Annotated in this window: 10 protein-coding genes and 1 pseudogene; all 11 read right to left on the bottom strand. The window is 37.4% G+C overall.

The window, feature by feature from the left end; all coding sequences use genetic code 11:
• Positions 1–95: 95 nt before the first annotated feature.
• Positions 96–413 (bottom strand): phospholipase D-like domain-containing protein, encoded by a 318-nt coding sequence (locus BM146_RS14435; protein WP_143087498.1) that lies wholly within the window; start codon positions 411–413, stop codon positions 96–98.
• 320 nt (positions 414–733) lie between these two features.
• On the bottom strand, positions 734–1,480 hold the full coding sequence (locus BM146_RS14440; protein ID WP_074890554.1) for a GNAT family N-acetyltransferase: 747 nt from the start codon (positions 1,478–1,480) through the stop codon (positions 734–736).
• Between the two features lie 56 nt (positions 1,481–1,536).
• Positions 1,537–1,824 (bottom strand): annotated as a pseudogene (locus tag BM146_RS14445) (GyrI-like domain-containing protein); the annotation flags it as partial.
• A gap of 205 nt (positions 1,825–2,029) precedes the next feature.
• Complete coding sequence (locus BM146_RS14450) at positions 2,030–2,548, bottom strand: GNAT family N-acetyltransferase (RefSeq protein WP_074890556.1); 519 nt, start codon at positions 2,546–2,548, stop codon at positions 2,030–2,032.
• 336 nt (positions 2,549–2,884) lie between these two features.
• Positions 2,885–4,603 carry a hypothetical protein gene (locus tag BM146_RS14455; protein WP_074890559.1) on the bottom strand — a complete coding sequence of 573 codons (1,719 nt, stop codon included), beginning with the start codon at positions 4,601–4,603 and terminating at the stop codon, positions 2,885–2,887.
• A 71-nt stretch (positions 4,604–4,674) separates the two neighbouring features.
• Positions 4,675–6,393 (bottom strand): hypothetical protein, encoded by a 1,719-nt coding sequence (locus BM146_RS14460; RefSeq protein WP_074890561.1) that lies wholly within the window; start codon positions 6,391–6,393, stop codon positions 4,675–4,677.
• Positions 6,394–6,826: 433 nt separating this feature from the next.
• Positions 6,827–8,485 carry an AAA family ATPase gene (locus BM146_RS14465; RefSeq protein WP_074890563.1) on the bottom strand — a complete coding sequence of 553 codons (1,659 nt, stop codon included), beginning with the start codon at positions 8,483–8,485 and terminating at the stop codon, positions 6,827–6,829.
• A 134-nt stretch (positions 8,486–8,619) separates the two neighbouring features.
• On the bottom strand, positions 8,620–10,776 hold the full coding sequence (locus BM146_RS14470) for an ATP-dependent helicase (RefSeq protein ID WP_074890566.1): 2,157 nt from the start codon (positions 10,774–10,776) through the stop codon (positions 8,620–8,622).
• 360 nt (positions 10,777–11,136) lie between these two features.
• Complete coding sequence (locus tag BM146_RS14475; RefSeq protein WP_074890569.1) at positions 11,137–12,306, bottom strand: HipA domain-containing protein; 1,170 nt, start codon at positions 12,304–12,306, stop codon at positions 11,137–11,139.
• Position 12,307: 1 nt separating this feature from the next.
• Positions 12,308–12,715, bottom strand: a complete 408-nt coding sequence (locus BM146_RS14480; protein ID WP_074890570.1) for a hypothetical protein — start codon at positions 12,713–12,715, stop codon at positions 12,308–12,310.
• A gap of 204 nt (positions 12,716–12,919) precedes the next feature.
• Positions 12,920–13,480, bottom strand: coding sequence for a TetR/AcrR family transcriptional regulator (locus BM146_RS14485; RefSeq protein WP_074890573.1), 561 nt, complete (start codon positions 13,478–13,480; stop codon positions 12,920–12,922).
• Between the last annotated feature and the right edge of the window lie 71 nt (positions 13,481–13,551).

Consider the following 13,551-nt stretch of genomic DNA (forward strand, 5'->3'; position numbering starts at 1 on the left):
ATCTAGATGATATTTCTTTATCTATGATGTTTACAATTTCTGCTGTAGCTCCCGTTTTTACAGGACTGCAATTAATGATTAAAGCATTCATTGTTTTATTCAAAGCCTTTCTTAGCCTGCGCTATGATCTGTTCAAGAAGTTCAATTCTCTGAGTTAGTTCTTTATCCATCATATCCTTGGCGGTCTTAGTTCCCCTTGGAAGTGTCATATACCATCTAGCTATATCAATCTGTTTTTGACAGGATTCGATGATCTCGGCATTTGTCTTTTCGTGAACAGAGCTCCCCATAGCCATTGCAATCCTGATAATATCGAATCTGTCGATATCATCGCTGTCTCTGATTGTGGTCTGGAATACGCTCATATCCTCAGGTAACGTGTCAGTCAGATTATGCCTTCCGATTCCCTGCACTATTTCTTTATGCCCTATTTCGTTTATCTCAACGACATCTCTTTTATCAAAAACTATTTGTGTATCAGAAAGACCTTTCTTAGAAAGCGGTCTTGTCCTGTCATCCTTCCACAGTTTTGTCTGGTTCTGCGTGCCTAACGAAGTATATTCTAGTCATTTAGTCCTCCAGTCATTAATCTTCCAAGAATGCGCATCACATCTATGTTTCTTCGATGATACTATATTGAAGCGCAAGAAAAAAGAGGTTCTCACGAATTACTATCGTAAAAACCTCTCTGCGACTCTTTTTCTGACATGAATCACGCATCAACTATGTATTATTACTTCCCAATCAGCTTAAGGAATTTCTTATCATTCATCTGCTCGTTGGTCACGTACTCGCCATCACAGAAGAAAGAATATGTTGTGATAGGAGTAGGTGCGTTCTGAGCTTCGTCTATACTTTGGATCTTGATTGCTTTGAACGGAATGTTGTTCTTCTTGGCGGTTTCTTCCAAGACAGGAACATACTTAGCATTAAATGGACACTGGTTTGTGTAATAAAGCACATAGCCTTTTTCATCTATGTGTGGATGCTTGGCACATTCCTTAAAAGCTGGCTTGACAGCCTTCTCATCAAATGGCAGGTACCAAAGTTGAATACCATTATCAGCTTCATCACAAACTTCAAAGCCTTTATATTTCAAGAACTTAGGATCCGCAAGAAATGGCTTTTTCTTGGCTGATGAAAGAATGCAAAGTCCTTTCCTACCCTTTTCCTTACTGTCAGCAATACAGGCATCCAGAAGCTCTGTGGAATAGCCATGTCCTTTAAAAGAGCCAGAAACCCACAGGCAATCTATGTACATATAACCATCAGCCTCAATAGGGACCCATGCACTCTCAGCAGGAATGTACTCAATAAAGCATTTGCCACGCTCCGCGCTCTTTAAAAAGACAAGTCCCTCATCGAATCTATCTGCAAGCCAGGCTTTCTTTGATGAAACCTGAACGTCTTTATTATTGGATATAGCGCAGCAAATGTGCTCTTCCTCTAAATTGTCCTTGGTAACTCTAATATATTCCATGATCATTCCTCCAATTTACATTACCAGATTTAGTTATTTCTTTGTGTCAGTCATAGTTAGAAGTTACTTGTATCTTTTTGCTTTATAGGATGTCTTATCACAGTTTTAAGTTTCTCCGGAGCTAGCTTCCTTGCATCACTTAGGTATATTTCATGATGAAGTCTTTTTTCAGTAATATCTAGTTTGTATCCCTGCTGTTCCATGAAGTCATGCATCATCTGTACCGTTGCAGGTTCGTCATCATAGGAGCCGATATGCATACACTGAACGCCCAGTCCCTCCTCAATGGTTAGGAATTCAACTTTTGAAAAAAACATTTTCTTTATCCTTGTAGCCTCTGCTATCTACCATTATACTGAATAGAAAATTTGCACACAATCATTATCGACTGTGTGCAAATAAGATCGTAAAAACCAATCATGCTGATATTCGATGGTTTTTATTCTGATATAACTGACTATTGCATTTTATTCTGCTTCTGCCACTTTTCTTGAACTTGTTAAAATAGCAGTCGATTTAATAAGGCTGTACTGCCTTTATTGTAGTTTATTAGATTATATATTCAAAAACATAACTATCATAAGTGATATCCATATTATACTTCTTGAAGGATGTTTCTTCTTTTACATTAAATCCTAGCTTTTTCATAAGACCACATGATGCAACATTCTCCTTTGCCACTTCTGCTGTTATGGCTTTAAATGTCTGATCAGAAGCCCACTTAATCAACTTGTCTACTACTTCTGAGGCATAGCCATTTCGCCAAAACTTTTTATTTATACAGTAGCCAACATCTATTATGCTTCCATCATCATTAGGAAATGCACAGCAAGAGCCTATTCTTTCACCATCTGCAATTTTTTCAATTACTAAATAATAACCATACTTGCTGTCTTGCATAGTATCTACAGCATTTTGAAAAACTTCATCAACGTATTCTTCAGTAGGATCACTTAGATACTTTCCATTTTCTTTGTCAAACCACATGCCGGTACAAAACTCTTTATCATCTATTTCATAATTTCTTATTACAATTCTATCTGCAATTAACTTGCTGTCTAATTTCATCCTATTAAGTCCTCTTTCGTTGTTTCTATAAAGGGATAGTGCAATAACTAGAATTAAAAAAATCTTATGCAAAAAATATTACTATATTTAATACTTAAATCCAAATAGTTATAGACTTCTATTTTTGAAAATGTATGACTTATTAAATGAAATTACAGAACCCCGCACTTGCTGCGGGGTTCGTGAGAAGGTGATACAAGGGTCAACCATGCCTCATCAACGTAGTCGATTCAATTTGGCATGGTTGATATATTCTTGAACTTTATGTTCAAGAATATATAGTCTAAAAAAGGAAGCAACCAAGTCTGATTGCTCCCTCATAAAATCAAGTTATCGTCAGTTACCGTCGTACTGTTCTATTGAAGATTCTCCCTGCTCGGTTTCAATAGTTCCCTGGTCATGGTAACCAAGATTTCCGCTCATAGAAGCATCATCTGTTCCGGCAATTTGCCATATTGCAGTACCATTTCCAATATTTGCAACCATAGTAAAGTATACATACTTGTAGTTGGTATGATCCATTCCATATGGAGTTAAGTCAGCACTAGATACTATACCATAATTTTCATCATATAATTGTGCAAGTATATGCCCATTAGATATATGCGTATAACAAGTGACAGGCACTTTTCCTGCTACCGGTACTATGTCTCCAACAATTATCTGATTCCAGCTATCGCCGTCAGTGATCACATTTGATTCCGGCTGTGCTTCTTCTACCTGCGTTACTTCCGTAGCTGCCGCACTCTCACTTGAATCATTGTTGTCATCAAAATCCATATTTTCAATTAAAGAAGAGGATTTAGCAAACTGTTCCATAGCTTTTTTGAATTCTGCACGAGATCTTTGAACCAACTCTTGGTAATCTCTTTTTTGCTTAGCATAGTATTTAGCCATGGTATCCCTGTAATTCTGATAAGTCAGTTCATCCCATGAATAACCATATTCATGGAATGTTTCTGCAAGATACTGATGAACGTTATTAAGATATTCCTGACGATTATCAGAAAACATTGAAACCTTAATCGGACTCTCAGGATCGAGCCATAAAATTTCAAAAGCATTCTCATCATACATCCACATTCTTAAAAGACCGGTATTAAATGGATATGGTTTATCATACAGCCTAACAATATCTTCTTCCCAAAGTTCCCAAACATCCATGTCTCTTAATTTTTGATTATATACCGGCGAATCCTCATCAATAGTATCGTTATAGTTGTATACTGTAACTTCCTGGCCATTTATAGTGATTGTCTTTGTTTCACCATAGAAGGATTCAAAACTAAGTACGATTGCCTTGGATCCATTACACGAAATCAGATTATAGCCGGGGATTAAATCATCTCCCAAAGACTTTACATCATTAGTAGGAAGATTAATGTTGGCATTTGGATAAATAACATCCATACCTTTTGGTCTTATACCATCAGGAGCAGTACCACGATTCTCTGCTTCTAACAACAAAATATTCATACGATATTTATTTACTGCATCCACTATATCAACAGGATATATATCGTAGATTTCCTCATCATTTACCCATTCACATATAGTACCGTCTTCTGCTGTTATTGTATTGGTTTCAATTTCTCCATCTCCCAGGCCGCCTTTCATCCTTGGATCATAGAACACACCCTGAGAAGAATTCCAAAACATTGATATGTCAAGATCATCAGCAGGAATTCCATACAAAAGAGAAATCTGATCAATATACTCTTTCTGATTTAAAACGTTAAGCTCAGAGATTTTTGTATCATCATCTTTATCTGAGGAAAGCAGTTCTTCTTTTTCCTGACTGATAGCTTTTCTGACTTTAATATAAGAATTGATGTCCTTGGGATTTTCAGCAAATTCCTGCTGTGCTGTAACTAAGTCGATTTTTTCATCTTCAGATGCATCTGTCACAGCAGAATCTTCTAAGTTACCTGACATCTCAGTTACTGTAGTTTCCTTTTCAGATGAATCTTCTTCTTTTTTTGCGAATGAGCACCCGCTTAATGTGCTAATTGAAAGACACAAACACAGTGCTTTAATAAAACTATTTCTTTTCATATACTTTTTTAATCACTTACTTCACTTTTTATAATTTACACAAACGTTCAGATAATGCGAAGATCTGAATGTTAATAACCATCGTTGCCATAGGCTGTTCCGGTAGTCATCCCTTTATCAGTCTCCACTTCACCAGTGTTACTGTGATTTAAATTTCCTGAAACAGGTGAATCCGTTCCGGCTACAAAGAACACACATCCACCAACTCCGTTAACATAGAGGTCTGTCAAATATGCATATTTATATTTAACATGATCCATGGAAGTGCCCATATAGGAAGCCACTATCTGATGGTTTGCGTCATATAGCGTAACGCTTATTCCATTATTATCTTGGAATGTCATAACGCTTGTTGGAACCGCGCCGTTAATAGGGATAGTATCACCTACAAGCTCCTGATAATAATAGCCTTCCGGCATAGTATAACCCGAATTATTTCCTTCCTGCTTTGTTTCTTGAGAGGTCTCTGTAACTGAAGCATCAGCATTGTTCTCGTTATTATCTGCTTCTACCTGTCTATCCGCATTATTATCTGTCTGTCCGTCATCAGAAAACGGTGGAAGCTGATTGTTACGAACATTCTGGCTGAAACCTTCTTTGAGTTTTTTGACAGCTTCCTCGCATTGTTTCATTATGCTCTCAAGCATGGCTGTCTGATAATTCTGATACGTCAACTCTTCCCAGGAATAACCTTCTTCATGAAGCTTTTTAATGCGACTTTCGTACACTCGGTTAATATAGTGCTGTCCATCGCTAACTGCACAATTTACTGTTACATAATGATAAGTTGATACTGGTTCTGTATCGTATGGGAACCCTCTATACTGATGCATTCTCAGCTCATCTATCTCAAGTATCTCAATCTGTTCTTCTTGGAGCCGCTCCAGCGATGTTATACTATCAGTGTCGTCATATATATCATACTTACCGATAGTTTTCACTTTTACTCCATTAATCACAATATAATTATCCCCTGTTGTCGATCTATCCAAATCCCAGAATACACATTTTTTACCATTCAGATAGAAAAAAGGTGAACCCTCATCTCCCGGAGTAATCTCATCTGCTAGTAACGTGAACTCCTCGCCGGATATTAGAGGTTTCCATACCACTCGTTTAATATATGGATTATCTCCGAGGAACTGGTATACATCCCCCTTCCAATCATCATGTTTCCATTTCATTAAAGCTTCAAATTCTTCATAGGTAAGAAAGAAAAAATCTGGATCATATGAATAATCATCAACAGATTCGTTTTCTTCTTCATCAGGAATAATAAACATACCTGTTCCAAAGGTTCCATCCTCTGCCATAGGATTATAGAATGCACCTGTCTCATCATCAACAAACTGGTCCATACTCAGATTTTCTAAAGGCAATCTATAAGCGTACGCTATCTCATTCAGAAAGAACTGGTCTGTCAAAGCATTATATTCTTCCTGTATCTCACTGTAAGGCTTACCTGATGCAACAAGCTCATTCTGCTTGCGTGCAATGGCTGTCTGTACAGCTGAACATGCCTTTCCATCGCGCACATCCTTAGCAAATTTTTCCTGCAATTTATCAATATTAACAGTACTGTCAATATTATTATCTTCAACAGATGAAGCATCTACCGCACTGCCTGTTTTATTATCAACATCCATGTCTGTAAGACTGCTTGCTTCACCACCAGAATTCACGGGTGTTTCCGTGTTTTGTACGATTTTGTCGTTTTTCTTACCACATGCAGTCAACGTCGCCATAATGGTTATAAACGTCAAAAGTCTATATAATACTTTTCTTTTCATAAGCTAAATTCCATTCTATTTTCAAATTTTCTAAGAATGCTTTCCATAAGGTATTTACTAATCCATGCATCAATATACGCAAATCCTTTTGTCGTACTCTTGTTTTGGAATAATCTGATCATATATGATCACCTTTCAGTTATGTTTTGTATTTATGAATACAACAAAAAGCCCAAAGGCACACTCTGATTGTATTCAGAATCCGCCCTTGGGCTTTTTATATTCATCAAGAGGAGCACAGCTACTGCTCTGCTCTACAAATTCCTTCCCATTTATCATAAATAGTCAACATCCTTGTTTCCCACATACTGTTCAAAAAGCATAATTATTTATGCACTCACACACGTATGTATTTTATAAAAAAACGTAGGAAAAATCAAGGGTTGAGAGCGATTAAGATACTAAATCTCAATCGCAATTTACAGCATTTTTATTATGCCATTTCAATCACACATTTATGTCTTTTAAACTCTCCACTTGTATTAGAAACATCTTTATCATAATCAATCCCTACAAGTAAGATATTGCCTTTATAATGTTCAAGTCTTGAAGGATAATTCTGCTTTTTTATCTGAGAAAGCGCAGTCTCTGCATCCTTGTTATATTTAAGTTCTATCACCATAGCAGGTTTTTCAGGATGCTTGGGTGATGGAATATATACAATATCTGCATAACCTTTACCGGTATCCAATTCAAGAATGGTCGTATAATACTTCTGTGCAGCATAGTACGCATACTGAATAGCATAGCTAAGAGCAGCTTCATCATTGTATGTTTTGTTGCCTGCACGGTCGTGAGCCTGCTCAAGAAGCTCTGCTACTTTTGTAGCGTTTCTTTCCAAAGTGGCAGATAATAATTCCTGTGATATTTCGAAGGACTTAAAACTATCTACCCATTCTGTTCCTTTTGTGGATGCCTTGAATTCCTCCAGTATTTCACGATTTGGAATATAAACTTCACTAGTTCCATCATCATATCCAAGATATCCAAGATGAATGAGCAAAGATAATACATCATCACGGCAGGTAAATGTAGTCATATCATTCTGATACGTTGCTGTATCAACAGTTACCCTCGCTCCATCCATGAGTAATGTAACAACTTCCTTTAACCCATCGTAATCTTTTTTTATATATTCCGCCAATGCTTCATAAGATTCGGTTTTATTCCAGTAATTTTTTATTTCTCCATTAACCATTGCCTCAACAACAGACAGGGGGCTGTATATAGAAACTTTATGACCTTCGTATTTCCCTTGGCGGTATTCTTCTCTTTTATCTATAGGAATAATGTCACTTACTTCATATCCGTCATACCAATTTTCAACTTCATGATAATCCATGCCATATTTATTGCATAAATTCCTTACTTCTTCCACAGTAAATCCAGTATAAGGAGCAAACTGCTTTGGATAAGTCATAGAATACTCTGTAAACATGTTAAGAGCCGAATGTTTACCATATTTCTTTATTGGCAAAATACCTGTCATATAAGCAAGTGCTATATAGTCTTTATCTTTTAGCATATCCCTCAAAAAATCAAGGTAATGAATCTGTCCTTCTTTATCTTCCTTGCATTCTCTAAAAACCGCATCCCACTCATCTATTACAAATACAACCTGATTTTCATTGTCTGAATATGCATCATCTATTGTCTGTATAAGATCTGATTCATCAAAATAATCTACATCAGGATATGCCTTTATTATTTCTCTCGAAATTATTCGCTGCATCTTATCAAGTGATTCATCAGCAGAACTTTTACCATTAAAAAACTTGGTCATAACTATACGTATAACATCAAATTTACCAAGGTACTTATCCCATTCAGCTTTCTTTTCAGCTTGATCAGCAGAAGCAAGTTTTAGTTTTCCAAATAGCTCTCTGTTATCTACACTTCTATCATAATATGCACAAACCATATCCGCAGCCATTGTTTTACCAAACCTACGCGGTCTGGAAACACTGACATATTTTTGGTTTGTTCGTGTAATTGAGTTCAGAAATAAAATTATTTCAGACTTATCAATAAAAATCTGAGAATTTACTGCTTCTTCATATGCAGTATTTCCAGGATTAAGGTATTGTCCCATATTACATTACTCCATTATCATGCTATCTTCCTGTAAATATTGTAATTTACGCATACCCACTTTGCAATGATTCTCTTATCGATAGGATTCAAATAACACAAGCCCCTTCACAGCGCTTCTATAAACTATTTAAATCACACAACTGTCAGCCTCATTTTAAATGATATTTCCCTAGGTGTTTCCATCTCGTCAAACTTGATGCTATAGGTCTCATCGTCCATATTCAGCGAAAGAATAGTTCCTTCTCCAAGGATGGCATGTGAAACGCGGGTGCCGAGCTCTAGTAAGTTGAGCTTTGATGCACCTTTAAGATGCCTTGAATCGTTATCTATGAACTTGCGAACAGCCGCCATCATGTTCTCGTCGGGCTCCTGTGTAAATTCCAGAAGCTCTCTGTCTATATCCATGATAAAACGTGATGGATATCTTGGTATTCCTTCAAAAGTCTTGCCTCCTGCTTCACTGATAAAAAGGCGCTTTTGCGCTCTGGTCATGGCAACGAAGGCAAGGCGTCTCTCCTCTTCCATGCCCTCAAGAGTATGAACCTTCCTTGATGGGAATATACCTTCATTCATACCGCACAGGAATACATAAGGAAACTCCAGTCCCTTGGCAGCATGCACTGTCATGAGCCTTACTTTGTCCTCGCCCTGGACATCAGAATCAGCATTGGTGAAAAGAGCTATGTGACGAAGATAGCTCTCTAAATTGGTTTCTTCTCCGCAGGTAGTCTCATATTCAAAAATGGACTGTTTAAGTTCTGCCAGGTTATCAAGTCTATCCTGCGCACCTTCAGTCCTAAGCATTTCCTCATATCTGCTATCCTGAAGGACTTTTGTCAAAAGCTCTGATACCGGCACATCCTCATAATTTTCTGAAAATCTCTCAATTATATCAATGAACTCTTTTGCCCTGGTACCCTTAATAGTCTCATGCTCAAGATTCTCATAAAGAGCCATGTAAAGACTGCAATTGTTATTTCTTGCGTATTCTTCCAGAAATGCCATTCGTCTTTTACCAAGATTTCTCTTTGGAACATTAACTATTCGCCTGAATGATACATCATCCTTGTACAGGATCATACGAAGGTAACAAAGTGCGTCTTTTATCTCCATTCGTCCATAAAACTGGACTCCGGAATAAATAGTGTAAGGTATCTTCTCTTTGATAAGTCCTGTTTCAATAGTACGGGTGACGTAGTGAGCTCTGTAAAGCACAGCCATATCCCTGTATGGCACGCCCATTCCCTTTAGAACCAGCATCTGTCCGGTTATCCAGTCTGCTTCATCTGCAGTGTCAGGCGCAAGATGGCACAATACACTGTCCCCGCCTTCATTCATAGACACCAGCTCCTTTTTAAGTCTATGGACATTTTTATCAATGAGGCTGTTACAAGCAGCTATTACCTGCGGTGTTGATCTATAGTTGTCGTTCATATATATGGTCTTAACATTTCTAAAGTGTTCATCAAAGTTAAGCAAAAATCCCACACTTGCTCCACGCCAGGTATATATGGTCTGGTCAGGATCTCCCACGATAAAGAGATTCTTGTGGTAGGATGACAGCACTTCCATAAGTTCATACTGCAGAGCATCAATATCCTGAAACTCATCTATCATGATGTACTCAAGGCGCTTTTGCCATTTAATCTTGATATCCTCATGCTCACGGAAAATGTGGAGTGTAAAGTTAATAAGGTCATTATAATCAAGGCCAAAGCACTTTTTCTCCTGATAAAGATATCCGTAAAAGAGAATATCATCCACATTGTCAGCGCTGTCATATTTCTCTTTTAACGCATCAATGGACATATTCAGCATATCCCTGTAATACTTGGGCTCTGTAACGCACTTTCTCGTCTCAAACATATCCCTTGCTGCGCTAAAAGTCTTGTCGCGAAGTGTTAGTCCTCGCTCCTCATATATAATTGAAAGAATATCGTCAATATCGGAATTATCAAGAACCAGAAAGCTCTTGGGATACTGAATGGCATGAGAGTCCTCCTGCAGGACAGAAACACAGAATCCATGAAATGTATTGATATATCCTGTATCATTGTCCCCTGTCAAAAGATGTATTCTCTGCCTCATCTCAGCTGCTGATTTGTTGGTGAAAGTAACACAAAGAATATGCCCCGGAAGAATTCCCAGGGCATTAACCAGATAAGCAAATCTATATGAAATGGCTCTTGTCTTGCCACTTCCCGCACCTGCTACAACCCGAACATAACCTTCTGTAGTGATTACAGCCTCTTTTTGGGCTTCGTTGAGATTCTCTAATAATTCCAACATAAGTATCTCTCCTAAAAAAGTATGACATCTTGAACTAAATTCCAGAAATCCGCATATACTGCGGATTTCGTGAGAATATGAGTGAAGAGTCAACCAAGCCTCATCGACGAAGTCGATTTAAATTGGCTTGGTTGATGCATTCTTGAATTGTTGATTCAAGAATGCATATTCAGATTATAACAAACAAACGTTTGCAGAACAATAGTTCTTTTATTCTTCCGATCTATCCTCCTTAATAGTCTGCTGGCTGCTGGCCGCTGTTTCTGATCATATTGATGCCTATACACTTTGCAAAATAAAAAAGACTCCTTGCACTTATTTGGAGTCTTTTTACACTGATTTACTATCCAAAAATTATTTTCAGAATCTTATGCTGCTCAAATTCTCACCCGAGGCAAATCTCTCGTACATATCGATTTTTCTCTTGTACATTTCAAGTACAAAAGAAATCCTGTCTTCACTCACCTGCGAATCCTTATGATACATCTCCCTAATGTGTTCCTGGCTTGGAAGCAGCCCGATATCAATAAGCTTTTTGTTCTGGACATACTTTAAAAGTTCCAGTTCCTTTTCCTTAAAGCCCTGAGCATCCTGAGAGAGTACATACTTATCTGTTACCGGAACAATATCCCTGCCAACCAACATACTCTTTCCACTATCATAAATAGGCGCCATGGATATGAACTTTAGAGTATCTGCATCTCGCAGGACAGCTATATTAGTCAGATGTCTGTCACGGTTACTAAAGATAAAATCTATAAGGATCTCGAATTCCAGATACTCTCTGACCGTATTTCTATCAAGACCATTTTTATCGCATACATTTATAAAATGCTCATATCTGGAAAGATTATTTGGCCTTTGCTCACTCGTCATAACAGCATAAGCAGAAACCAGTTCTTTTTTTTGTGTTGTAAAAAGATCTGAAACGCATCCGTAATCATATTCCTTGCCATCAATGTGCAAAAGTGAGTATTGTACTGCATCCCTTCCCTGTGCCTTTATTGCTTCGCTTACGATAACCTCATTGATACTTTCACTTGAATATATATCATGGTTTCCCTTCACAAGTTTCCGAGTTCCCCGGTCAATGATCCATGTCTTTTCCAGATTACCCTGGAGCGATGAATTGGGGTGATATTCCTCAACTTCATCATCCCCCATCTTGATCTTTCCCAACAACAGATTCTCTTTAAAGTCATTGTCAAACAGATTTACCTTTTCCCAGGTAAGGTCTGATCCCAAAGGCCTGATCCAATAATAATCAGTAAGGCTGAGTCCAAGGTTTTGCGTCAGGAAAAGACCTGTTGTTTCAATGCCATTGTCCCTTAACATCTTTTCTATCTTTCCCTGTTTTATCGGAATAGCTCTGTCACGCCACCACTCAATAACTCCCCTGGAACTAGTCCTGTTTTGCAATGGTAAAAGAGCTGTATTCTCCTTTTTACCAAGCTTAACTATATTTCCGTCTTCACCTATCTGAAGTATCATCACTTCTTCATTTTTACGCATCAAAGTAAACATTGCCATTTCATTCACCGCCTAACAGTTCATTCTCATATTCATTCTCGAGAGACATCCATGCATAGTCAGATACAAAACTACTTGGTACATCTTTCTGCTCATCCAGTTTCTTAATCTTTCGGACACCACCTACAATATAGTCTATTTCGTAGTGATCATCGCTGGATAAAAGAAGTCGTCCTGAAATGTCATACTCATCGCTGTGCACCATCTCGATAAGGATTTCTCCCCTATCACGGTAGATAGCCTCCATGATTGCCCTGTTAACGAACTCTCCCATGGTTTCACCCATAGTCTTAGCATGTTCTTTGATAAAATCAAGATTCCCCTTATCTGTTCGAACCCTGATTTGATCAGTGGAATTAACATATCTTTTCGTGGCTTCTTTCTGTGCTTCTGTGTAGATTGCTCCCATATATAATCTCCTTGACAAATATAGATACACTATATCCATAATTATAGTGTATCTATATTTGCCTAATACGTCAATCTCTTTAGTAATTTAACTTCGGTGTAAAATCTAGTGAAATAAGTGTATTCCTCTGTGTCTTTTCCAAAGGCAAAAAAAGTTGGTGAGTAAAAAGTAAAGTTTTCCATAGCTCCTTTCATTTACTACAATTCATATTCCTATTACTCTTCCGGATGTATTTAATATTAAACTGCACATTTTCTGACAGCTAAGGCTGCATCCGTCAGATATCCAGTCACTTATCATTTTGACACTTCCGTGTAAAACAAAGGAGGACAGATATTTTTTTTCATATTCTGTGATAGATGAATTACGCATAGATGCCAGCACAAATTTATTAAAATCCGGTAGTAATGAGCTTATATCTGATATAGGATTTAAGTTATCTTTTCCCAGAAATAAGATAAAAAAATTCGCATTGTCTTTTATGAACTGAAGTGCATTTACCAAATCATCAGCTATTTTCCGATCCTCGGCTAAATTCTCCATAAGCAGAGCGGTTGTTTTAGATATATATATTGAAGCAATTTCGTTTAACACGTCATATTGACTGCCATAATATTTATAAAAAGTTGTCCTGTTTATGCCGGCTGTCATACATAATTCCTTTATAGTTATCTTTTCTATAGTGATATTTCCAAGCATTTGTATAAGGGAATTTCTTATACGCTCTTTTGTATGTAAAATCTTGGTCTCTCCGGAGGCAGTCATTGATACTCCTTTTCTGAAATCAACAGAAGTAAAATATTTGTCGGTTGAAATCAACACATGATGATTATATT

The organism is Butyrivibrio proteoclasticus (assembly GCF_900115735.1).
GTDB lineage: Bacteria > Bacillota > Clostridia > Lachnospirales > Lachnospiraceae > Butyrivibrio > Butyrivibrio proteoclasticus_B.